This window comes from Acinetobacter sp. A3, from assembly GCF_012371415.1.
In the GTDB taxonomy this organism is placed as follows: domain Bacteria; phylum Pseudomonadota; class Gammaproteobacteria; order Pseudomonadales; family Moraxellaceae; genus Acinetobacter.
Map to the genome: position 1 here is coordinate 193574 of NZ_JAAZQW010000001.1, position 24196 is coordinate 217769.

Below are 24196 nucleotides of genomic sequence, written 5' to 3' on the forward strand. Positions count from 1 at the left end.
TTTGCATCCATCATAAAAATTTAGTTACGTATCATGCACAATGTAGATGCGTCTTATACTCCAGCGACTCCGTCAGGGTCGCTTTTTTATTGATATTCACTTAATACACATATTTCAGAAGTCAAAACAGGGCGCTGTCATACAACACCCTGCTCTTTAAAAATTTAAAACTTATATTCAAACCCTGTGCCCACAACAGGCTGTTTGGTTTCTGCTGGCCCTTGTTCTAAGGTCAGTAAACCTGCATAAGCATAAGTTTTCAGCTGTTTATTCAATGCATACTCTGCCCCTGCGAATAGTTGCTGTGCATCAAAGTCTGCTTGTGCGCCCTTAAAGCGAGTTGTATTTTGGCTGTATTGTGCTTTCAGTGTCCATGCCTTTATAGCAGACAGATTATATTCAGCACCAATTAACCACCCTTCAGAATCATCAATTGTGGCGGCTCGCGTATCATTCCCCGCAACTGCAGCAACTTCCGAAGTTTGATATAAAGCCTTTAGTGCAACGCCGTGATTTAAATTCACTCGGCCAGTTGCACGTAGGGTATCTGCTGCGGCAAAAATGGCCTTAACTTCCCCAATTTCACCCTGTTTGGTATTTAAAATACCCCCACCTGCAAAATTGGATGGAATTGCTTTGTCATACCCCACACCAAGCAACACTGTTTGGTTGTCATAAACCAGTGAACTCGAAAAAGCATCTCCTAAACCACGACCTGTCACTTTAGATGCACCCTTGCCTTTGGCAATACCAGAAGCTTCACCTGAAGCCAAAAACAGTGTTGCTTTTAGCTGTGCATCATTCAGTTTAAATGCAGGCGATTCATAAACCACAACATTATCTATGCGGTTTTCACCTGTAAAAATACCTGCTACATCGGCTTTGTTATCAACGTAGTTATTAAAGTTATCTATCGCACCAGAAAGTTGTTTCAGCGGTGTATCAATTTTGCCGACTTTGACCGTACCCAATTGCGCATCTTTAAGCCCAACAAATAAATTGCGTGGCACAAAAGTATCTGAATTGGATTCTCCATCATCTACATGAATGGTGAATTCTGCCTGATACAGTGCATTTAAACGCTCTGTAACTTTTTCTCCCCCTTTTAGCCCAACAAAAGAGCTATTCGAGTTAATTTCCACCACATCACGCTGATTCACCCCTGCCCGATTATCTTCTGGCAGATAATCAATCGAGACATCAATCTCGCCATAAAATGACGGCGCTGCAAATACAGCACCTGAAAAAAGACTAAGCGCAAGCGCTGTTGCAAGTTGAGTTTTCATGTTGTTTCATCCTGAGAAATCATTTGCAACAGATGTTACAGCGCTGTCATATTGATAAAAATAAATTAATTTTTATAAATTTATCTTATATTTATCATTAAACTTGCTGTTCTTGATTGCCAATTTAATCAATAATCAGGATGGGGTAATTTGGCCTTTTTTGACCATTTCAAAATCGGAACAAGACATAACAATGCCACCACACAAATCAGCATCAGGTAATGGGCATAGCCTAAAACATCGCCCAAAATACCGCTCAATGTATATAACACTCCACTGATGGTTGCCATAATGGCCACCTGAAATGTGAAATCTGTGCCTGCGTATTGCTTACGGCTGTATTGCATAATTAAGGTCAGCATGACCACCAATAACATGGCAGAACACAAGTCTTCTGCCGCATTAATACTGTAAATGAGCCAGTGTGGAACGTGAGTTTGCTGTTCATATTGCCAAGCCAAATAAGCATAGGCCGCTAAACTCAAAATTTTCAGTACCGAAAAAATGAGCAAGGCTTGCATGCGTGAGTACCATTTCAGCATCAAGCCCGCAATGCCAGCGCCTAACAAAGCCGCTAAAGCACCCAACATGGTCACATAAATACCAATTTGAGAAAAACTTAGACCTAAATCGACCATTAACGGTTTCAGTAATGGGCCAGAAAGACCATCAGCAATTTTAAAACTGAGCAAGACCCAGAGCCATGCGTACAACACAGGTGTTTCTACAAAATATTGTAGATATTCCCGAATAGCAGCAAGACGTGCGCGAAATGACATTTTGACCAAAGGTTGAGCAAGTGCTCGCTTGGAAGCATGCTGTGGTTCTTTAAACAGCAAAATAGGTAAAGTATTTAAAAAAACCAATGCCGCCAAAATCAAAAAAGTTTTTTGCCAGTCTAGCCAGTCCAATGCCCACAGAATTGCACCACCGCCAACAATAAAGCCAAGTCGAGAGCCAACCACCTGAAAAGTATTGCCCCAATGTTGCTGCTTGGCCTGTAAAATATTGACGGCCAAACCATCGGTGGCAATATCCTGCGTAGCACCGACTAAATTCATACTCAGCAAAGCCACAAAAAACACCCACAAATAAATAGGATGATTTAAAGACTCAATGGGTAAAAACGACAGCCCAATCAGTACCAACACGCTAAGCCACTGACAAGGTAAAATCCAGCTACGGTAATGCCCTAGCGGTTGATAACCCAAACGATCAACCAAAGGTGCCCAAAATACCTTAATTGACCACGGCAACATCAATAAACCAAAACCACCGATATGCGCTAAAGACACACCTTGCGCCCGTAAAATAACAGGCAAGGCATGGGTCATAAACCCAACAGGTAAACCCTGCGCCCAATATAAAGAGAACAGTAACAAATAGGTCTGGCGCAAGTTGGGCATGGCTTCTCAATCAAAATATTGGTAATCAATCAAAATAGCGCAGTACTGCACTAAAATTTTGAATCATGGATTGTTATTTTTCATCATTTTCATCATCAGATTTCGACTATTTTGCCAATGAATCAGACAAAGCGAAAGTCTAATATCTTGAATAGATTTAGATGCATGCGTCATGATATGGCATCTACATCGTTGTTCTTTATGCACGTCAGGATGACACTGCCCCCATGAAAATGACCAATCCACTTTCACGTACGACACGGCAATTTCCACAATTACCAGACCAAGTTCCGCAACGTGGTACAGCCTCGAGCCGTGCTGTATTTAAAAATATCTTTTTGGCTCAAGGCTGGCAAATGGTGGGTGAATTTCCAAACTTGCCCAAAGCCGTTGCTATTATTTCTCCGCATACGTCAAACATTGATGCTTGGCACGGTTTCACCGCACTACTTGGTCTGGGTATTCAAATTACCATTTTTGGCAAACATACGTTGTTTGAAACACCGCTCAAACCACTTTTAAACTGGATTGGGGTAATTCCTGTGGTGCGTCATTCTCCACAAGGTCATACGCAAGACATTATTGAAATTGTGCGGCAAAAAGAAAAAATCTGGATTGGTATGGCGCCCGAAGGTACACGCAAACAGGCTGAAAATATCCGCAGTGGCTTTTACCATATTGCCCATGGTGCCAACATCCCCATTGTGATGTTCTCTTTTGATTATGCCCACAAAACCATTCATATTTTGGGGGTGTTTCATCCTACAGGGAATTATGGTCAAGATTTAGAAGCCATTTATCAACACTATACCGGTAAGTTTTCGGCTAAAAATCCGCATTGGCTGGCCAAACCGTTACAAAAGCTTTTGAAAAAAGGCTAGTCAAAGTTTTCATTTTTTGTTGAGATGGTCACCAGTTTGTTTGATCTGATTATAATTGGCTGATATGCGATTTCTTCATTATTCTTTGCTGGGCGTACTTGCCCTGAGTTTAGCGGGCTGCGATAAAACGACAAAAACACCACCAAGTACGACACCGATTCAGGCTCGTGAACCTGTCATTGCACTGGCACTTGGTGGTGGCGGTGCCAAAGGTTTTGCCCATATTGGTGTAATTAAAGTTTTAGAATCCCACGGTATTAAACCTAAAATTGTTACAGGCACCAGTGCTGGCAGTTTTGTGGGCAGTTTATATGCCAGTGGTAAAGGTCCTTATCAGCTTCAGCACATTGCCCTGACATTTAAAGAATCTGACATTCGTGATTTAACATTAAGCCGTCAAGGTTTTGTTGCAGGACAAAAACTGCAAGATTATGTCAATCAACACGTGGCCAACAAACCGATTGAAAAGTTTCCAATTCGTTTTGCTGCCGTTGCCACACGTTTAGATAATGGCCGCAAAGCCGACTTTATTAAAGGCAATGCAGGTCAAGCCGTTCGTGCATCTTGCAGTATTCCGAATGTCTTTGTACCTGCCACCATTAGCGGAACACAATATGTCGATGGCGGTCTGGTCAGTCCGATTCCTGTAGAAACAGCCAAAGCCATGGGGGCAGACTTGGTGATTGCTGTTGATATTTCAGCACGTCCAACAGGTAATCAACCTGTAAATATGTGGGGTTTACTCGATCAAACCCTAAATATTATGGGGCAGCAAAGTATCAATCAGGAACTGGCTCAAGCCAATATCGTGATTCAACCCAAAGTCGGCCATATTGGCACGCTCGATTTAAAAGCCAGTAACCAAACTATTTTGGAAGGTGAAAAAGCGGCACAACTTAAAATTCGTGCCATCCAGCAAGCGATTCAGAACTTTAAAAAATCACCGGCTGCATTAAAACCAGCACCACGTCCGAAATTTTAAATTTCAGTGATTTTTTTAATATTCAGAAACTTATTGATCTGTTAAAGTGATGAAAGTGCAAAATATCATCTAACCATGATGCCAGCACACATCACACTAACAGTTTCAATTCACAGTAAAAATACGCGAGTAGATGTATGGAATTCGTTCTTGAACCTTGGCACTGGTTTGTACTAGGCGTTCTGTTAATGCTCTCCGAACTCATGTTGCCTGCTTTTGCCGCCTTATGGTTTGGCGTCGGGGCAATCATGGTGGGTATTTTATATTGGATGTTCCCCATGATGAGCACCACCACGCAATTGGTGATGTGGATTATCCTATCGGTACTCTGTACTTTGGCTTGGTTTAAATTTATTAAGCCCCTATCTACCGATAAAACCAAAGCAGGCCTGTCACGCGAAGCCACCATTGGACAAATTGGCATGGTGATTCAAATTAATTTGGAGCATGACCAAATTAAAGTCCGTTTTCCAATGCCTGTACTTGGTTCAGATGAGTGGAACTGCCGTACCACCAGCCCTGTGCAAGTGGGTGACCGTATTCGCGTGATTGATATTTTGGGTAATGATTTAGTGGTGCAGCCGCATCACAGCACACATGACAACGAAAAAGTGAGAAATTAAAATGTCTGGTGGTTCTATTATTGTTTTAGCGATTTTAGCCTTTGTCAGTATTACTATTTTTAAAGGTGTGCGCATTGTTCCGCAAGGTTATAAATGGATCGTGCAGCGTTTGGGTAAATACCACACAACCCTTGCTCCTGGTTTAAACTTCGTCATTCCGTATGTAGATGAAGTGGCTTATAAAGTCACCACCAAAGACATTGTCTTAGACATTCCATCTCAGGAAGTGATCACCCGTGATAACGCAGTACTGCTTATGAACGCTGTGGCTTATATCAACCTGACTACACCAGAAAAAGCGGTGTACGGCATTGAAAACTATACTTGGGCGATTCAAAACCTAGTGCAAACTTCGCTGCGCTCGATTGTGGGTGAAATGGATTTAGATGATGCCTTGTCTTCACGTGATCACATTAAAGCCAAACTGAAAGCAGCCATTTCTGACGATATTTCAGATTGGGGGATTACCCTTAAAACTGTAGAAATTCAGGATATTAAACCATCACACACCATGCAAGCGGCTATGGAAGAACAGGCTGCGGCTGAACGTCAACGTCGTGCGACAGTGACCAAAGCAGATGGTGAAAAACAAGCTGCTATTTTAGAAGCCGATGGTCGTTTGGAAGCCTCACGTCGTGATGCAGAAGCACAGGTTGTCTTGGCTGAATCTTCACAACGTGCAATTGAAATGGTCAGCTCAGCAGTGGGTGATAAAGAAATTCCTGTAGCGTATCTGTTGGGTGAACAATATGTGAAAGCCATGCAAGATATGGCGAAATCCAACAATGCTAAAACTGTGGTTTTACCTGCCGATGTCTTGAATACCATTCGTGGCGTGATGGGTCGCAACAATTAATTCAATTTATAAATCAACTCAATAGGCAGCTATTAAGCTGCCTATTTTTATGCATAAGAAGAAATAAAACTGAAATATTTTTTAATGTATGGTTAAATTTCGCGTTTATTGATGGAAGCAACTTGGTAGATGAAGCGCATGTACAGACCACTTTGAGCGACTAAACTGCCCGACTTCACCCTTTGCATTTTTCTATCGACTGTCCAACCCAAAAATGGATACCCTATGAGCGCACTCAACCCCACCATCATTACCTTCCTATTTTATATTATTGCCATGCTTATGATTGGGCTATTGGCCTACCGTGCAACCCGCAACTTCTCCGACTATATTTTGGGTGGTCGTCGTTTAGGAAGTCTGGTCACGGCATTATCTGCAGGCGCATCCGATATGAGTGGCTGGTTGCTCATGGGTTTGCCTGGCGCTATTTATCTGTCTGGTTTGTCTGAAATGTGGATTGCCATTGGTCTGATTATAGGTGCATGCCTCAACTGGCTATTGGTTGCAGGTCGCTTACGGGTACATACCGAAGTGCAAAATAATGCACTGACCTTGCCCGACTATTTTTCAAATCGCTTCAATGACCAAAAGAAAGTGCTGCGCATCGTATCTGCCTGCGTGATTTTAATTTTCTTTGCCATTTATTGCGCATCAGGCATGGTCGCAGGTGCACGCCTATTTGAAAGCATGTTCGATCTGTCTTATAGCACAGCATTGTGGATTAGTGCGATTGCCACCATCAGCTATGTGTTTATTGGTGGCTTTTTGGCTGTCAGTTGGACAGACACCATTCAAGCAGGCCTCATGATTTTTGCGCTTTTGCTCACGCCAATTATCACCCTGCTCAGTTTTTCCGACCTCAGCCAAGTCACACTTGCTTTAGAAGCAGCACGCCCTCAAGCCTTAAATATTATGGGAGATTTAAGTTGGGTCGCGATTCTTTCTCTGATGGCATGGGGTTTAGGCTATTTTGGACAACCACATATTTTAGTGCGTTTTATGGCCGTAGATTCTGTGAAATCTATTCCTAAAGCACGTCGTATTGGTATGACTTGGATGACCCTGTGTTTAGGCGGTGCTGTTGCAGCAGGTTTTATTGGTATCGCTTACTTCCAACAACATCCTGAGCTTGCAAGTGTGGTCAATGCCAACCCTGAAACCGTATTTATGGAACTGACAAAAATTTTGTTTAATCCATGGGTGGCAGGTGTGGTTTTGGCTGCAATTCTAGCAGCAGTCATGAGTACCTTAAGCTGTCAGCTTTTGGTCTGCTCAAGTACCTTAACCGAAGACTTTTACAAATCTTTCTTACGCAAAAATGCCTCACAGAATGAATTGGTTTGGGTCGGTCGTGGCATGGTACTGATGATTGCATTATTGGCCATTTGGATGGCAGGTAACCCTGAAGCAAAAGTACTCGGGCTAGTGTCTTATGCATGGGCAGGGTTTGGTGCTGCATTTGGCCCGCTCATCATTCTTTCTTTGTTCTGGAAACGTATGACGTTAAATGGCGCATTGGCGGGGATGGTTGTGGGTGCAGCCATGGTCATTCTTTGGAAAAACTTAGGCGCAGATACGGATGTTTACGAAATTATTCCAGGTTTTATCTGTTCATGGCTTGCAATTGTGGTGGTGAGTTTATTGGGCAAAGCACCAAGTCAGGAAGTAACAGCGCGTTTTGAACAGGCTGATCAACAATATAAAGAATTAAGTTAAGCTAAATTTATAAACCTAGATATAAAAAACCAGTGCCTTGAACTGCACTGGTTTTTTATTGCTAAGGGGTACTTTAAAACTCAAATCACGTCAATGAATCTGTCGTTTTCTCTACTGACCCTTTCTTTTTCACTTTGCTAAAACGCTTGGCTGGCCAGCTCATGGTAAAACGTGCTCCGCCTAAATTTGGACTTTGATCGACTTCAATTTTACCGCCAAACCAGTACGCAATACGGCTCACTATCGACAGCCCCAAGCCATAACCACCCGATGCACGGGTACGACTGTCATCTAAACGCGCAAAGGCTTCAAAGACACGTGTGCGATCTTGTTCCGGAATTCCTGGGCCATCATCTTCCACACAAACATAGGCCATTCCTTGCGGATTAATACCACCACTGACCAACACTTTATGGTCACAGTAACGCACGGCATTGCCCACCAAGTTTTGCACCACACGATGTAGGTAGCGGCGTTCTGCTTCCACTTCTAAAGTATCTGGTGGGGCAATCAACTGAATATCTTTCTGGGTTTTTAAGGCTTCAGTTTCAGTGGCAACCTGTTCCAAGACTTCCAGTAAAACAATCTTTTCAATTTCTAAAGATGGCATGCCCTGTTCCAGCTTGGCGTATGTCATGATCTCATCAATTAAGGTATTCAGTGCCTCAATATCTTTATCAATCATTTCCATTTGCTGTAAACGGTACTCGTAGTCATCTTCCTCTGCCAGCATTTCCATGCCAAAACGGATGCGTGCTACAGGTGTGCGCAGTTCATGCGATACCGCACGCATCAGCTCACGCTGCGCTTCAATCAAACGCTGAATATGGTCTGACATGCTGTTATAGCTAGATGCCAAACTTGCCATTTCATCGGCACCATCTACGGGTAAACGCATGTTTAAATCACCCGATTTGGTACGGTTTAAGGCATAGTTCACTTCACGAATTTTACGCTGCATTGGCAAAATCAGACCATATACACCCAAACTCAACATAAACATACTCAGTAAGGTAATCCCTGCTGCCAACTGGAATGGCATCCAGTTAAACAACGGTACAGGCCCTAAAACCAGCACTTCTGAGGGTGAGTTCGGCATTGGCGAGACAATTGAAATGGTGGTTCCACGCACTGTGGCATTGTCACGATATAAAATAATGCTATGGTCGAGTCTTAAACGCCCAATCTGTTCAGAATCGAGCGGTAATTCCTGAATATTTTTAATATTGATCGGGTAAGAAAAATGCTGCTGAATCTTGGCCAGATATTCTTTTTCTTGACCTGGGTAATACACCAAATAATCTAAAACAAAAATAGGCAATGCTTTCATTTGCCGTTCTGTAATTTTATCTGCCTTGATGTATAAATAATGATTAGGATCATCTTTCATGCCTAAAATAATATAGGCAATCATATTTTCGGCATCATAGCGCACAGCGGCTTTACGCTCTTTTATTCGTCTCAGCTCTGCGCGCGACAAATCAACTTTGTCTGCCTGCACATAGTAAATGGGCAATTCCAGCAAATCGGAAGCATCAGAAATCCAGTCTTTCTTTTGCTGTTCATTTTGCTGCCGTGCAATGCCTTCACTGATGATATATGCCATACCATCGGTCAAAGATTCACGATATTCCTGCGCACGCTGATAGTTGATAATTTGCACCAATAAGTAGCCCAGAATAGCGACTATGGCGACCAAAATTACCAACCCTGCATAAATACGCAAGAATATACTGTGTTTAAGCACTAAACCCGTCCTATGTGACTTATTTTTATATCTGAGTCAGGGTCTGACTCAGTGAAACGTAAATTACATGCCATTGGTTTCTTTGACAAATAAATAACCTTTACTGCGTACAGTTTTAATACGTTTAGGGTTCTCAGGATCATCGCCAATTTTTGGACGAATACGTGAAATACGCACGTCAATTGAACGGTCTTGACCATCATATTCAATGCCACGCAGACGCTCGAAAATATCTTCACGAGACAAAATACGTCCCGCATTCGACGCCAACAACCATAACAGGTCATATTCTGCGCTGGTGAAATCAACCAAATCACCATTCAGTGTGACTGAACGACCACCGTTATCAATCACCAAGTCGTCAAACTCAATACGCTGTGCCACTTCATCTTCAGTGACTTTATCGGTACGGCGTAATAAAGCACGAATACGCGCCAATAACACACGTGGTTGAACAGGTTTTGCGACATAGTCATCTGCACCCATTTCCAGACCAAGCACCTGATCCATGTCTTCGGTACGAGCCGTAAGCATTAAAATTGGTTGATGATAATGTGGACGAACTTCACGACAAATGGTTAAACCATCTGCGCCTGGTAACATCACATCTAGCACCACAAGGTCGGGTTGCTCTGCAATAATACGGCGAATGGCACGGTTGCCATCTGGCTCTACCCCAACTTCCAAACCATTGCGAATTAAGTATTCCTGCGTAAGACGTGCAAGGCGTTCATCATCTTCAACAATTAAAATTTTTGGTAACTTTTCTTCTTGACTCATAACCTGTCCCTTTATTGGATTCGACCTATCACTTTTAAAATCTGACAGATAGGTCTTTGTATAATTTGCAATATACACACGTTTACATTGTAAACAAGATGCCATTCACCAAACTGATACATCTGCGTATTATTTTGTTATATTTTTATTAAGCATTGAATTTATAGTATTTTTCTATTTTTAGTGATTTTTGGGCACTTTTAAGAAATATTAAGTTACAAAATGGGTATTTTTTGCACTAGATCAAGCCCTTGCTTGATTTGGAAAAATTATCTCTTAACTTTTCAAGTTATCCACAAGGTTATCTATAAGCAGTTTTTCCGAGCTTTGTTATGCTATGCCCTTGTCTGATAAGGCTTATAGCCAATAGGACAAAATTCGGTATTTTTGAGATAAATTTTAATTCAGAAAAAGTCAAAATTTAAAAAAAAAGTCAATATTGATCTACCCTCAATTTTCCCGTATCTTGTGTTCAATTCAATTTTAAACCACTAAGTCTTGTGTTTATTCCTCAAACACTGTGGCCTAAATTTTGCCCAGTTTAAATGGTCCATAAACATAACAATAGATGACAATGGAGCTATGCTGACATGAGCGTAATCACATCAACCCCCGGTCAATTACAAGTGATTAAACGCACTGGTGATGTTGCCGCTTTCGATGCTGAAAAAATTGCAGTTGCAATTGGCAAAGCGTTTTTGGCTGTAGAAGGTCAACAAAGCGCAGACTCAAGCCGTATTCATGATCGTATCGAACAACTGACAGAAATGGTGCTGAACACGTTCAATCGCCGTTTACCGTCTGGCGGAACTATTCACATTGAAGAAATTCAAGACCAAGTTGAACTTGCGCTGATGCGTACTGGCGAACAAAAAGTTGCCCGTGCTTATGTCATCTACCGTGAACAACGCTCTGAAGCACGTAAGCAAGCTGGTGAAAATCATCACCCAACCTTACAAGTGACCGATGCCAACGGTCAGCTTAAACCACTCGACTTAGGTGCGTTAAAAGCGACAGTAAATAAAGCTGCTGAAGGTTTAGAAGGCATTGATGTAGATGCCATCATTGATGAAACCGTAAAAAATCTTTACAACGGCGTAAAAGAGTCAGACATCTCTACCACCATGATGATGGCGACCCGTACCCGTATTGAACAAGAACCAAACTATACTTATGTGACTGCGCGTTTATTGCGTAATGACTTGGTGGCAACAGGGTTAGAATTCTTGGGCTTATCTGTAGACACTCCAGAAGGCGACGCTTTAGAAACCTTCCTGAAAAAAGGTGTAGCACTTGATTTGCTTTCTGCAGACTTGCTTGAGTTTGACCTTGCTAAACTTGCAGCTGCAATTCAGCCTGAGCGCTCAAACCAGTTTACCTATTTAGGTCTGCAAACTTTATTTGACCGTTACTTCATTCACTCAGATGGCGTACGCTTTGAACTTCCACAATTGTTCTTCATGCGTGTGTCGATGGGTCTAGCGCTCAATGAAGATGACCGTGAAGCACGTGCAATCGAGTTCTATAACTTATTGTCTAGCTTCGACTATATGGCGTCTACACCTACCCTGTTTAACTCAGGCACGCTACGTCCACAGTTATCGAGCTGTTACTTGACTACCATTTCTGATGACCTTTACAACATTTATGGCGCAATGCGAGATAACGCAATGCTGTCTAAATGGGCAGGTGGTTTAGGCAATGACTGGACACCAGTTCGTGCCTTGAACTCATACATCAAAGGTACTAACGGTAAATCTCAAGGTGTTGTGCCATTCTTAAAAGTGGCGAACGATACTGCGGTTGCGGTCAACCAAGGTGGTAAGCGTAAAGGTGCAGTATGTGCTTACTTAGAAACTTGGCACTTAGACATCGAAGAATTCCTAGAACTACGTAAAAACACGGGGGATGACCGTCGTCGTACCCATGACATGAATACAGCAAACTGGGTACCAGACTTGTTCATGCAACGTGTTTTTGAAGATGCTGAATGGACACTGTTCACACCATCTGAAACGCCAGACTTGCACGACTTAACAGGCGAAGCCTTTGCCGAGCGTTATGCGTATTACGAAAGCATTGCCAAAGAAACCAACATGCTGCATAAGAAACTGCGTGCTAAAGACTTATGGCGCAAAATGTTATCTATGCTGTTTGAAACTGGTCACCCATGGATCACGTTCAAAGACGTATGTAACCTACGTTCACCACAACAACACGTTGGTGTAGTGCACTCATCTAACTTGTGTACAGAAATCACCCTAAACACAAACCAAGATGAAATTGCAGTATGTAACCTAGGTTCAATCAACCTTGTGCAACACGTTCAAGGCGGTGTGTTAGATCGTGAAAAACTAGCACGCACCATTAAAACTGCGGTACGTATGCTCGACAACGTCATCGACATCAACTACTACGCAGTGCCACAAGCGAAAAATTCAAACTTGAAGCATCGCCCTGTGGGTATGGGCATCATGGGCTTCCAAGATGCGCTATATGAAATGAACTTGGCTTATGGTTCAGATGCTGCGGTTGATTTTGCCGATGAGTCTATGGAAGTAATTAGCTACTACGCAATTCAAACTTCAAGTGACTTGGCAGTTGAACGTGGCACTTACGAAACATTTAAAGGTTCATTGTGGGATCAAGGCATCCTACCAATCGACTCTTTAGACATCGTAGCGAAATCACGTCCTGAACGTATGTTTGAAGTTGACCGTACTCAGCGTTTAGATTGGGACAGCCTACGTGCCAAAGTTCAAAAAGATGGTATGCGTAACTCAAACGTAATGGCTATTGCACCGACAGCAACTATTTCAAATATTTGTGGCGTTTCTCAGTCTATTGAGCCGACATTCCAGAACTTATATGTGAAATCGAATTTATCTGGTGAGTTTACGGTAATCAACCCTTATCTTGTTCGTGCATTAAAAGAGCGTGATTTGTGGGATTCTGTGATGGTTAACGACCTGAAACACTTTGAAGGTTCAGTACAAAAAATTTCACGTATTCCTGAAGAATTGAAAGCAATCTTCGCGACTGCGTTTGAGGTTGAGCCACGCTGGATTGTAGATGCAGCATCACGTCGTCAAAAATGGATTGATCAGGCGCAATCATTGAACTTGTATATTGCAGGTGCAAACGGTAAGAAACTTGACTTGACTTACAAAATGGCATGGTTACGTGGTCTGAAAACCACCTATTACCTACGTGCATTGGGTGCGACTTCTGCAGAAAAATCGACCATCAACACAGGTGCATTGAACGCAGTAAAACCTGCAACTGTTACGGCAGCACCTGTTGCAGCGGTAGCGCAGGAAATTAAACCTGAAGTTCCTGCAGAGGAAGACGGCTTTGCAAATGCAGCGCCAGTGCCACAAGCATGCAGCATTGACAACCCTGATTGTGAGGCTTGTCAATAAATGACTATTCCATATTTTCTTGTACTACTTATTGTAATTTTATTATTGATAGTATTATTCATGGCAGTATTTACCGCCTTAATAGTTGCTATCAAAGGCGATGAGAAATAGTAAACATATTTTATCCATGCATGATTAATCATGCATGGATTTAGTACAAGAAAATGGATTGTTAAATTAATAAGGAAACCACTACATGCCACACATGACCCACAACTATATGTTAGGACTCGCGGTCTTGCTGGTTTCCTTTGTAGTGTTGTTTTACGCACCAATTGCTTACTTTTGGGTACAAGCGGCAAAACAACAGCGAAAGCAAAATAAGTCGTGAGCACATTGGTCGGAATGTACATTTTTCAGACCAAGATGAGCAAAACTTAATTTTGCTTTCACAAATTAAGCGTATAGTAAGACATCTCAGCGTGGCTGGATGTCCATAAAAGATATAAAGCAACGAAGAGAGAATTGATATGTCTATCCTAAGTTGGGACGATTTCGAAGATGATTCGCAAAAACCGGCTGCTCCTGAACACAAGCCTGCGCCCGTCGAGCCGCAAAAAGCGCATGATCCGCAGATGGTATCTGATGCAGAGCAACCACAGACGCCTGTGGCAACTGCACAACCCGCTGCAACCGTTAGAAGTGGAACAACAGATTCAACCGATCCGTTGGCAAGAGCATCTAACGCTCTAGAACAACTGGATGTAGCTCCAGGTCTTGAAGAGCTGGAAATGGGTGCGTCACGCGTACAGGTTGATGATAAAGCCATGATCAACTGTCGTGCAGACTTAAACCAGCTTGTACCTTTCAAATACGAATGGGCATGGCAAAAATATCTAGATGGTTGTGCAAACCACTGGATGCCACAAGAAGTGAACATGAACCACGACATTGCGTTGTGGAAGTCTGAAAATGGCTTAACTGAAGATGAGCGCACTATTGTAATGCGTTCACTCGGTTTCTTCTCTACTGCAGACTCATTGGTTGCAAACAACTTGGTATTGGCTATTTATCGCCATATCACCAACCCAGAATGCCGCCAATACATTTTGCGTCAAGCATTTGAAGAAGCAATTCACACTCATGCCTACCAATACTGTATCGAGTCTTTGGGTATGGACGAAGGCGAAGTCTTCAACATGTACCGTGAAGTACCATCGGTTGCACGTAAAGCGGCATGGGGCTTGAAATACACGCAATCTTTAAGTGATCCAACTTTCAAAACTGGTACACCTGAAAACGACCAAATTTTGCTGCGCAACCTGATCGCATTCTATTGTGTACTTGAAGGTATTTTCTTCTATTGCGGTTTTAGCCAAATCTTATCGATGGGTCGTCGTAACAAAATGAATGGTGTTGCAGAGCAATTCCAGTACATTTTACGTGATGAATCTATGCACTTGAACTTTGGTATCGACATGATTAACCAAATCAAGATTGAAAACCCTCATCTATGGACAGCAGAATTCCAGCAAGAAGTAATTCAAATGATTCTTGAAGGTACTATGCTTGAAATTGAATATGCACGTGACACGATGCCACGTGGCGTATTGGGCATGAACGCAGGCATGATGGAAGAATACTTGAAATTCATCTGTAACCGTCGTTTAAGCCAGTTGGGTTTACCTGAACAGTTTGCTGGCGTAAACAACCCATTCCAATGGATGTCTGAAATGATGGACTTGCGTAAAGAGAAGAACTTCTTTGAAACGCGTGTGACGGACTATCAGACTGGCGGTGCGTTAAGCTGGTAATTTATTATAAAAATCATCCTGCAAGCTTTGCAGGATGATTTTTTCAATTTATCACTCTAATTGCTATAGTCCAAAATAATAAATACAACTAACCAAACATCGGCTTTTATTTGAAAAACCTAAGTGTTTTATATAAAACCAAATAAGCACTTTAAAAACGACATTTAGATAATGATAAGGCGCTCATCACTAGAGCGATTAGAAAAATTTAGTTAATCCATATCATTAGGCATAAAAAGCTATAAGCATACAAAAATTGTGCTGTTAAAATAACGAATATTTATAGGTGGGGGTTACAAATATGCTAGATCATCATTTAAAACAACACCCTAGAGTGGTGTGGGTACACCTATACAGCAAACACATGCATCTGCTTGAACATCCGCAGCAAAATATAATCACAACTGTACACTCCCATTTGGAGCATGAGCATCCACAAACGCTTATTGCAGATTTTGATGCAACTGTACTCACCCTAAAGACTTTGTTAAAACAAGCCCAACGTCCGTGGTATCAGCCTGCATCTATTCTATTGTTACAAGTCAAAGAACCACTTGATCATCCACTCAGCCATTTAGAAATTCGGGCAATATCAGAAGTTGGTTATGCCGCAGGCGCAAGAGTTGTGCATGTTTACAATTCAGAAGACCATTTACTGAATCCACAACCTAAAGATTCCACCGTGTTTACCCTTGTTCAAGCATCTGCCAAATTATTTTTAGTCTTGGGTTTTTCACTGTTTTTATTTAGTATTTGGATGGATCAATAACTCCCCACAAAAAAAGCGCATATTGCGCCTTTTTTTAGATTGCCTAGTTTTAAGCAGGAATACGCAACACTTGCCCTGGGAAAATGTCATCGGCATTTTTCAGCAATGGGCGGTTAGCTTCAAAGATTTTGTTGTACTGGTTGGCATCGCCATAAAATTCTTTAGAAATTTTAGACAAAGTATCGCCTGATTTTACAGTATAGAACTTGCTTTCTGGTTCTGGTGTTGCAACAGTGAGTTGATCATCTACTTGTGCAACGTGGTCAATATTACCTACGGCAAGAACAATTTTTTCACGATCTGCCTGACTATTTACCTGTCCACGCACTGTAGCTAAGTCTGTCGTTGCGTTATAGCTGACCGATAAACCTGTAATTGGCAAACCTAAGCTTTTTACATGCCCCAAAAGTTTATTGGCAATTTCTTGTGCAGAAGGTTCTGCTGGTGTGCTTGGTGCAGCTTGTGGCTCTGCAGGTGCTGTGTTTTTCTTACCAATCCCTTTTACAAAATCAAAAAGACCCATGAGGTGCTCCTATTTTCTTTTCTGCTGTTATAAAGCGTCACTCATTTGCATGAGCACGATGTTCTCATTTATTTATAACTAAAAAATAAGCCACTTCGGTTGTGATTAGACATTAGCTTGGTAACAAAATGTAAACTGCATCACATATTCAAAAACAAGCCGTTTTTCATGTTTCATTTTAAAAACTCCAGCACATAAAAAAGCCACCTTGCGGTGGCTTTCATTTCAGCAGTGCTGAAATCAACAATTAACCAAGTTTTTTAGTTACGTAGTCAATTGCTGATTGAACTGTTGTGATTTCGTTAGAATCTTCGTCTGGGATTGTGATGTCAAAATCGTTTTCGAAAGACATTACAAGCTCTACTAAGTCTAAAGAGTCAGCACCTAAGTCATCCATAAAAGATGCTTCGTTTTTGATTTCTTCAGCTTTAAGACCAAGTTGTTCTGCAACCGCTTGTTTAACGCGTTGTTCGATATCGCTCACAGGAATTCTCCTCATTGCTTGTGGCGTTTTTAATGCCGTTAGTTTAATTGAATCTATAAAATTTTGAAAGTTTATACTTGAGCTTAGCTCATGTATAAACCACCATTTACGTGTAACACTGTACCAGTGATGTAACCAGCTTTGTCAGAAGCCAAGAAACTCACTGCATTTGCGATATCTTGTGGATCACCTAAACGGTTTAATGCCACTTGCTCACTCATTTTTTTGCGAATTTCTTCACTTAACTGATCTGTCATTTCAGTTGCAATAAAGCCCGGCGCAACCGAGTTTACTGTAATTTGACGACTGCCCATTTCTTTAGCAAGGCTTCGGCTGAATGCCTCAATACCAGCTTTTGCCGCAGAATAGTTGGCTTGTCCTGGGTTCGCAAAATGTGCCACCACAGAACTAATATTAATAATGCGTCCAAAACGTGCTTTGGTCATGCCTTTCAAGACACGTTTAGATAAACGGTAAACTGCTTTCAGGTGGATATTGAGAATGTCATCCCAGTCATCTTCTGACATACGCAGTAACAAATTATCTTTGGTGATGCCCGCATTGTTAACCAATACCAAAACTGAACCATAGCTTTGTTCAATGTCAGAAACTAAGGCATCAATGGCAGCACCATCACGAACATCTAAAACTTTACCTGCACCGTTTTCTGCAAAACTTGCCGATAATTTTTCTGCGCCCACTTCAGAAGTGGCAGTACCTACCACAAAAAAACCGTCTTGAATAAGTTGCTGAGCGATGGCTGCACCAATCCCTCGGCTTGCACCTGTGACTAATGCAACTTTACGTTCTTGTGTCATGCAATTTTCCCTTCTGCCACCAAAATGGCATTTAGCGCATCTTCCATACGACTTTGTGTGTCGAGTGGGAATGCTTTTTCGATATTCGGTAAACGCTTCGCAAGATTCGCCAATACGTTGCCTGGCCCACATTCCACGATATATTCAATACCTTGATCTTGTAGGTATTGCATAGTTTGTGTCCACTGCACCGATTGATACAATTGCGCAGTAAGTGCCTGACCTAATTGCGCAACATCTGCCGCGATTCCAGCGTTGACATTTTGTATTACAGGAATACGCGGTAGCTCAATGGCAGTTTGTTCCAAAGCTTGTGCAAACTGTTCTGCCGCAGGTTTCATCAATGAACAATGCGAAGGTACAGACACAGGCAGGGCAATGGCTTTACCACCATTTTCTTTGGCCAATGCCATTACAGCTTCGACTAAAGTTTTATCGCCTGCAATCACGACTTGGCCTTGTGCGTTGTAGTTGGCTGCTTCTACAGAGCCACGACCTTGTACATTGACTTGTTCGCATAGCTCTAGCACTTTGGCATCTTCAAGACCCAAAATAGCCGCCATAGCGCCCTGACCTTGTGGTACAGCATTTTGCATTAACTTACCACGTAAGTTCACCAATTTGACTGCATCGCCCAAGCTTAGGCTGCCTGCTGCAACCAATGCGCTGTATTCGCCTAATGAGTGCCCTGCCAAGTATTTTGGTGCAACACCACCCAGCTCTAACCACACACGCCATAATGCGATACTTGCAGTGAGTAATACCGGCTGAGTAAATTCTGTTTGGTCTAAACCTTCACCACTTTGTGCAATGTGCCATAAGTCAAAGCCAATTGCTTCAGAGGCTTCTGCAAATGTTTCGCGCACACCGCTAAACTGTTCTGCAAGCTCAGCCAACATACCGGCTTTTTGTGAGCCTTGACCAGGAAAGACAAATGCAGTTTTAGTGGCTTGAGCTGCTTGCTCGAGTCGTTTAGCAGACATAAAAAATCCTTTAATTAAGATGCGCAAATTGTAGTTTTTAGCAGCTACAATCCACACCTTCTCATGTAAGCTCAGTTATGGAGCGAAAATTTAACACTTAATTTTGCTTTTAGTAATTGCCAAATACAACAAAAATCGGGCACAAAAAAAGGGAGCTTACGCTCCCATTTTTTCTACTAAGCTTGACGCTTAATACATCACCAATTATTCAGCATCTGCTGCTTTAGCGAATAATTGACGACCACGGTAGAAACCATCTTTAGTTACGTGGTGACGACGATGAGTTTCACCAGTAGCTTGGTCTACAGTTAATGCATTCTCGGTTAAAGCGTCATGTGAACGGCGCATGTCACGGCGAGAGCGACTTTTACGGTTTTGCTGAACGGCCATGATGGCTCCTTACAAAGATCGAAAAAATGGATCAGAACAAATTGAGTTGTCTTAACTGGAAATTATAACATAATTTTCAGTTAAGTTTACCTTTCAAACTTGCCAAAACATCAAACGGATTATCACGTTTTTCTTCAGCAATGTTCTGAATGGCAGGTTGATGCTTATGCTCGCAAGCATCATGCTTAGGAGATAAAGGCAACAACAATAACAATTCATCTTCTATAAGTGTCAGTAAATTAGCCGTCGCTGGCGAGTCATAATCGCCTTTGCTGGTGGCTTCACTTTCACCTAATACAATGAAATCAGCATCCTCATCCAAGCGCTCTATCAGTGACTCATCATCCACAAGAGCTAGATGAAAATCTGAAACGAGGTCTATTTCTACAGAACCCAAGCAACGCTGGCATTCCATTGGAACTTTCGTTTCAATATGACCATCTAGCCATGCAATGCGATGATACGCATCCATTGATAGCTTACAGTCTATGTTAACCAATTGATCATCAATTGATCCAACAGCTTCACGGGCGATACGAGCAAAGCGAGACAATGGCAGGTTACCTGACCATGTAAAGCCCTGTTCAGCCCATTTAAACGGCTCAATCTGTGCCGGAAAGGTATTTGCTGACATAATTAAGGCGGCAATTCTACAAATTCATCAGTACTCTGTCAAAGATTAAGATACAATTTTGTACTTATTTAGACAGACCAATTTTGGGTAACACAGTCATGCATCTGTTGCAGCCGCAAACAGAAGTGAATTTTTCATCACTTGTGAGCACACTTCCAACCACCAATTCTGACACTTCGCCCCCCCAAGTGCAACTCTCGGACTGGGCCAAACTGAATACAGAAGCGGAACAGGTGGACTGGCTCATCTTACACTTTAATCACTGGTTTTCCCACCTAAATGTGAACTTGGTCAAAGGTGACTTTGAACCTGAGTACTTTCCTGCTACGCCAGACCAACCTGCACGAATTCAATTTGCGCATGGCTTCTTTAATAGTGCACTACATGAAATTAGCCACTGGACCATTGCAGGTGAACAACGCCGCCTATTGCCTGATTTAGGCTATTGGTATGCCCCCGATGGTCGCACTCAAGAACAACAAGCCTTGTTTGAACAAGTCGAAATAAAGCCGCAGGCGATAGAATGGCTGTTTGCTCAAGCATTTGGCCGTAAATTCCGTGTGTCTTTAGACAACCTGACGGGTGAAGGTGGAGATGGCAGCACTTTTAAAGACAATGTCTTTGCACAAGTGCAGCGTTATTTTAATGGCGAAGCTAAATTACCACGCGATGCAAAACGCTTGATTGAATGTATTTGTTACTGCACCCGAGGTGGCAAAACATTACAAATTGAAGAATTTGAACGTAAAAATCTAGATTAAATGCAATAAAGCATGGGGCAATGATTGCAAGTGACGTCCTTCCCCTTTCATAATGAAGCGACGAACACAATTACGCACTGAGGGAATTCATATGTTGCATTTAAGAGTACATCCTGAAAATCCGCAGCCGCGTCTCATCAGCCAAGCGGTTGAACGCATACGCGCGGGCGATGTGGTGGTTTATCCAACCGATGCTGCCTATGCAATTGGTTGCCAGATTGGTAACAAAAATGCGATGGAGCGCATTTCACAAATTCGTGGTTTAGGTGCCAAACACCAGTACGCCATTATTTGTGCCGATTTATCGGATATTGCCACCTACGCCAAAGTAGACAATGCCATGTATCGTCTACTAAAAAACAATACCCCAGCGGTAACGACCTTTATTTTGCCTGCGACCAGTGAAGTGCCACGTCGCTTAATGCATCCGAATAAAAAAACTATTGGTTTGCGTATTCCAAGCAACCCAATTTGCCGCATGCTACTGAAAGAGCTGGGTGAACCTTTACTGACCAGCACCCTTATTTTACCAGGTCAGGAAGACCCATTAGATGATCCTTACGAGATTGATTTACAGCTCAGTAAACGCATAGACGTACTGATTGATGGTGGCTTAGGCACACTCAGCACCACCAGTATTGTGGACTTGTCGGGTGACAGCCCGCAAATTGTGCGTCGTGGTGTGGGTGATGTGAGTGCTTTTGAATAAGCACTCCTTGATTCACATTGTATTTATTATTTTCGTGACATCATCACCCTAGAAAATACCCCTATTTATTTTTGGCTTTTTTTGACATTTGGTTGTAGAACAGATTTATTTCAACCACGATATCCTTTAGACTAGCCGCTATTAATTTTGTGCTATTTCTCTACCGCTCCTCCTATCTAAAGCGGAAATAGCGTTTGCATGCTTTTGAAAATTCGCGTGGCCCAATACTGTAATGAATCAATCCCTCCACAATGCGATGGAACCTGCCCAACACATTCGTGTGTTAGATGAATGGCAAGAGTCGATTCCAGAGGATTTATATATTCCTCCTGCAGCATTTGAAATTCTGTTAGAGCATTTCGAAGGACCACTCGACTTTCTGATTTACCTGATTCAAAAAAATGGCTTCGATTTACTCCAGTTAGATATTGCCCCTATTGCATCGCAATATCTGTCGTATATGGATGCTATGAAATCACTGAATATTGAGCTCACTGCTGACTATATGGTGATGGCTGCACTATTGGCCGACTTAAAATCACGGCTGTTATTGCCAAAAGCACCAAGCGCCAGTGCAATTGAGAAAGACCCGAAACAAGAGCTGATTGACCGCCTAGAAACATATTTAAGAGTCAAGCAAGCGGCGGAACGCCTTGGGCAAATGCCAGTTTTAGAACGTGATACCTTTGCCACCAATGTTGGCTTAGGACACACTGCTGTGAATAATGTCGGCTATGCGGCCGATCAATTACGTGATGCGTTGTTCTGCATTTTTAACCGTCCTGAACCTGTGACCCATCAAATTTTGCAAGAACCTGTTTTGCTCGAAGAACGAATTGCGTTTATTGAAGCTAAACTCGCCTCGGGTGAAATTCTCAGTTTTGATGCGCTACTCAAGCCAAGTCAGGGGCGAATGGGTATGGTGGTGACGTTTATGGCTATTTTAGAACTGACTCGCCAGCAGAAGGTATGCATTGTGAGCAGTGGTATTGAAGCACCATTGAGTATTCAAGGGGCGCAGGCATGAACTCAGAACAGATTGTTTCAAACCTGTCTGAAGGTGAGCAACAGCATGAATTGCTAATGCAACTTGAAGCTATTATTTTTGCCAGTGATAGCGCAGTGTCTTTGGCGCGCCTAAAAGAAGCCTTTCAGGATAAATATAGCAAAACACAATTACGTCAGTTTTTACAACAACTTGCCATGCTACAACATGGTCGCTCGATTGAACTGATCGAAACCGCTCAAGGTTTTCGTTTTCAGGTACGGGCAAAGTATCGTACAATTATTACACAGGTGTGGCCTGAACGTCCGACTAGACTTTCACCCTCTATGCTGGAAATATTGGCCGTGATTGCCTACCACCAGCCTGTGACCCGTGCAGATATTGAACAAATTCGCGGAGTATCAAACAATAGTCAAATTTTACGTACATTGTTTGACTGGAACTGGATTAAGGAATCTGGCTTTCGAGAACTCCCAGGAAGACCTGCGTTGTTAGTTACAACGCCCCAATTTTTAAATGCGTTTGGCTTGAACTCCTTAAGCCAATTGCCTCCCCTACAGGATGCCAAGGAAGCTTTCATGGCACTCGATGCATCTGCGTCTGTGTCTTGAATAGGTAAACTGTTGATGATCATTTCTAAGGTTGTGCTGTCATGAGTGAAAAGTTGCAAAAGGTACTCGCACGAGTAGGCTTGGGTTCTCGCCGTTATATGGAAGAAGTCATTGCCGCTGGTCGTGTGAGTGTCAACGGCCAAGTTGCCCAAGTGGGTGAACGAATCGAACCAGGCGATGAGCTTCGCATCGATGGTCGTAAAGTTCAGTTCCAAATTGAAAATGAAATTCGTCGTCGTGTTCTGATTTATTACAAACCAGAAGGCGAAATTTGCTCACGCAATGACCCAGAACAGCGCCCAACTGTATTTGACAACCTACCTGCAATTGCAAATGATCGCTGGGTGATGGTTGGTCGTCTGGATATTAACTCGACAGGCTTATTGTTATTTACCAATGACGGTGAACTCGCCAACCGTTTAATGCACCCATCTAACGAAATTGAACGCGAATATGCGGTTCGTGTTATGGGTGAAGTGACGCCACAACTGAAAAACAACATGCTGCGCGGTGTCGTGCTAGATGACGGCCCTGCCAAGTTTGAATCTTTCTCTGAAATTGGCGGTGATGGTATTAACCGTTGGTATCAAGTGGTGGTTAAAGAAGGTCGTAACCGTGAGGTTCGCCGTATTTTTGAATCACAAGGTTTGAAAGTCAGCCGCTTATTACGTACTCGTTACGGTACCGTGATTTTACCGCGTGAATTGCGTACAGGTCGCTGGATGGAATTAGATAAAAATGACATCGACAACCTTGCCAAAGCGGTAGAACTTAAACCACGTCAAGGCACAGGTTTGTACGGCATGGCAAAACGCCGCAATGAACGTATGCAGGAAAAACCATTAGCAGCACGTCGTGGTGGTTTCTTGCGTCAGCAACGCCGTGACACCGAAGAAGCTGCGCAAAATACAGGTTTTGTAGCACCGCGTGAACGTCGTCAAGATGGCAATAGCTATGCAAACCGTGAACCACGTCAGGATGGTAACAGCTATGGCAACCGTGAACGTCGTGAAGGCAACCAATATGGTCAGCGTGAACGCCGTCAGGATGGCAAT

Annotated in this window: 22 protein-coding genes and 1 pseudogene; 13 read left to right on the forward strand and 10 right to left on the reverse strand. The window is 42.6% G+C overall.

Going from position 1 to position 24196, the window contains the following annotated elements:
* Positions 1-164 precede the first annotated feature (164 nt).
* A complete protein-coding gene (locus tag HHA42_RS00925; RefSeq protein ID WP_168525088.1) occupies positions 165-1286 on the reverse strand; it encodes a porin in 1122 nt (373 codons plus the stop codon).
* A gap of 128 nt (positions 1287-1414) precedes the next feature.
* Positions 1415-2692 carry an MFS transporter gene (locus HHA42_RS00930; protein WP_168461209.1) on the reverse strand — a complete coding sequence of 426 codons (1278 nt, stop codon included), beginning with the start codon at positions 2690-2692 and terminating at the stop codon, positions 1415-1417.
* Positions 2693-2919: 227 nt separating this feature from the next.
* Between HHA42_RS00930 and HHA42_RS00935 the strand changes: the two genes are divergently transcribed.
* The 5 genes from HHA42_RS00935 (at position 2920) to putP (ending at position 7750) form a co-directional block, all read left to right on the forward strand.
* Positions 2920-3573 (forward strand): 1-acyl-sn-glycerol-3-phosphate acyltransferase, encoded by a 654-nt coding sequence (locus tag HHA42_RS00935; protein WP_168419334.1) that lies wholly within the window; start codon positions 2920-2922, stop codon positions 3571-3573.
* A 64-nt stretch (positions 3574-3637) separates the two neighbouring features.
* Positions 3638-4555, forward strand: a complete 918-nt coding sequence (locus tag HHA42_RS00940) for a patatin-like phospholipase family protein (RefSeq protein WP_168525090.1) — start codon at positions 3638-3640, stop codon at positions 4553-4555.
* Positions 4556-4692: 137 nt separating this feature from the next.
* Positions 4693-5178, forward strand: coding sequence for an NfeD family protein (locus HHA42_RS00945; RefSeq protein ID WP_168419336.1), 486 nt, complete (start codon positions 4693-4695; stop codon positions 5176-5178).
* A 1-nt stretch (position 5179) separates the two neighbouring features.
* Positions 5180-6034 carry an SPFH domain-containing protein gene (locus HHA42_RS00950; protein ID WP_168419337.1) on the forward strand — a complete coding sequence of 285 codons (855 nt, stop codon included), beginning with the start codon at positions 5180-5182 and terminating at the stop codon, positions 6032-6034.
* A 225-nt stretch (positions 6035-6259) separates the two neighbouring features.
* On the forward strand, positions 6260-7750 hold the full coding sequence (gene putP / locus HHA42_RS00955) for a sodium/proline symporter PutP (RefSeq protein WP_168419338.1): 1491 nt from the start codon (positions 6260-6262) through the stop codon (positions 7748-7750).
* A gap of 85 nt (positions 7751-7835) precedes the next feature.
* Here putP and bfmS read toward each other — a convergent pair whose 3' ends face one another.
* Both bfmS and bfmR read right to left on the reverse strand, forming a co-directional pair.
* A complete protein-coding gene (gene bfmS / locus HHA42_RS00960) occupies positions 7836-9497 on the reverse strand; it encodes a sensor histidine kinase BfmS (RefSeq protein ID WP_286428313.1) in 1662 nt (553 codons plus the stop codon).
* A gap of 63 nt (positions 9498-9560) precedes the next feature.
* The gene (gene bfmR / locus HHA42_RS00965; protein ID WP_168419339.1) at positions 9561-10277 is read right to left on the reverse strand and encodes a response regulator transcription factor BfmR; all 717 of its coding nucleotides are present in this window, start codon (positions 10275-10277) and stop codon (positions 9561-9563) included.
* A gap of 590 nt (positions 10278-10867) precedes the next feature.
* Here bfmR and HHA42_RS00970 point away from each other — a divergent pair.
* The 3 genes from HHA42_RS00970 to HHA42_RS00980 all read left to right on the forward strand — a co-directional run bounded on the left by HHA42_RS00970 (position 10868) and on the right by HHA42_RS00980 (position 16222).
* Positions 10868-13699 (forward strand): ribonucleoside-diphosphate reductase subunit alpha, encoded by a 2832-nt coding sequence (locus HHA42_RS00970; protein ID WP_168525092.1) that lies wholly within the window; start codon positions 10868-10870, stop codon positions 13697-13699.
* A 470-nt stretch (positions 13700-14169) separates the two neighbouring features.
* Positions 14170-15453 (forward strand): ribonucleotide-diphosphate reductase subunit beta, encoded by a 1284-nt coding sequence (locus HHA42_RS00975; protein WP_168419341.1) that lies wholly within the window; start codon positions 14170-14172, stop codon positions 15451-15453.
* 301 nt (positions 15454-15754) lie between these two features.
* Positions 15755-16222, forward strand: a complete 468-nt coding sequence (locus tag HHA42_RS00980) for a hypothetical protein (RefSeq protein ID WP_168525094.1) — start codon at positions 15755-15757, stop codon at positions 16220-16222.
* Positions 16223-16271: 49 nt separating this feature from the next.
* On the opposite strand, the gene lysM is transcribed toward HHA42_RS00980, so the two are convergent.
* From lysM to HHA42_RS01010, 6 genes are all read right to left on the reverse strand, one after another.
* Positions 16272-16745 (reverse strand): peptidoglycan-binding protein LysM, encoded by a 474-nt coding sequence (lysM, locus tag HHA42_RS00985; RefSeq protein ID WP_168418821.1) that lies wholly within the window; start codon positions 16743-16745, stop codon positions 16272-16274.
* A 247-nt stretch (positions 16746-16992) separates the two neighbouring features.
* Positions 16993-17229: an acyl carrier protein gene (acpP, locus tag HHA42_RS00990; protein ID WP_001279871.1), complete on the reverse strand. Its 237-nt coding sequence runs from the start codon at positions 17227-17229 to the stop codon at positions 16993-16995.
* Between the two features lie 83 nt (positions 17230-17312).
* Entirely contained in the window at positions 17313-18047 is a 735-nt protein-coding gene (gene fabG, locus HHA42_RS00995) for a 3-oxoacyl-ACP reductase FabG (protein WP_168525097.1), read from the reverse strand.
* On the reverse strand, positions 18044-19030 hold the full coding sequence (fabD, locus tag HHA42_RS01000; RefSeq protein ID WP_096902067.1) for an ACP S-malonyltransferase: 987 nt from the start codon (positions 19028-19030) through the stop codon (positions 18044-18046). Before fabD ends, fabG begins: the two co-directional genes overlap by 4 nt.
* A gap of 204 nt (positions 19031-19234) precedes the next feature.
* Positions 19235-19420: a 50S ribosomal protein L32 gene (gene rpmF / locus HHA42_RS01005; RefSeq protein WP_000290730.1), complete on the reverse strand. Its 186-nt coding sequence runs from the start codon at positions 19418-19420 to the stop codon at positions 19235-19237.
* A 76-nt stretch (positions 19421-19496) separates the two neighbouring features.
* Positions 19497-20054, reverse strand: coding sequence for a YceD family protein (locus tag HHA42_RS01010; RefSeq protein ID WP_104853113.1), 558 nt, complete (start codon positions 20052-20054; stop codon positions 19497-19499).
* A 98-nt stretch (positions 20055-20152) separates the two neighbouring features.
* Between HHA42_RS01010 and HHA42_RS01015 the strand changes: the two genes are divergently transcribed.
* From HHA42_RS01015 to rluB, 5 genes and pseudogenes are all read left to right on the forward strand, one after another.
* Positions 20153-20815 (forward strand): elongation factor P hydroxylase, encoded by a 663-nt coding sequence (locus tag HHA42_RS01015; protein WP_168525099.1) that lies wholly within the window; start codon positions 20153-20155, stop codon positions 20813-20815.
* Between the two features lie 91 nt (positions 20816-20906).
* Positions 20907-21524, forward strand: coding sequence for an L-threonylcarbamoyladenylate synthase (locus tag HHA42_RS01020; protein WP_168525101.1), 618 nt, complete (start codon positions 20907-20909; stop codon positions 21522-21524).
* A 232-nt stretch (positions 21525-21756) separates the two neighbouring features.
* Entirely contained in the window at positions 21757-22551 is a 795-nt protein-coding gene (locus HHA42_RS01025; RefSeq protein WP_178319277.1) for a ScpA family protein, read from the forward strand.
* Positions 22548-23141, forward strand: a complete 594-nt coding sequence (gene scpB, locus HHA42_RS01030; RefSeq protein WP_168525103.1) for an SMC-Scp complex subunit ScpB — start codon at positions 22548-22550, stop codon at positions 23139-23141. Before HHA42_RS01025 ends, scpB begins: the two co-directional genes overlap by 4 nt.
* Positions 23142-23182: 41 nt before the next feature.
* Positions 23183-24055 (forward strand): annotated as a pseudogene (gene rluB / locus HHA42_RS01035) (23S rRNA pseudouridine(2605) synthase RluB); the annotation flags it as partial.
* Positions 24056-24196: the final 141 nt, after the last annotated feature.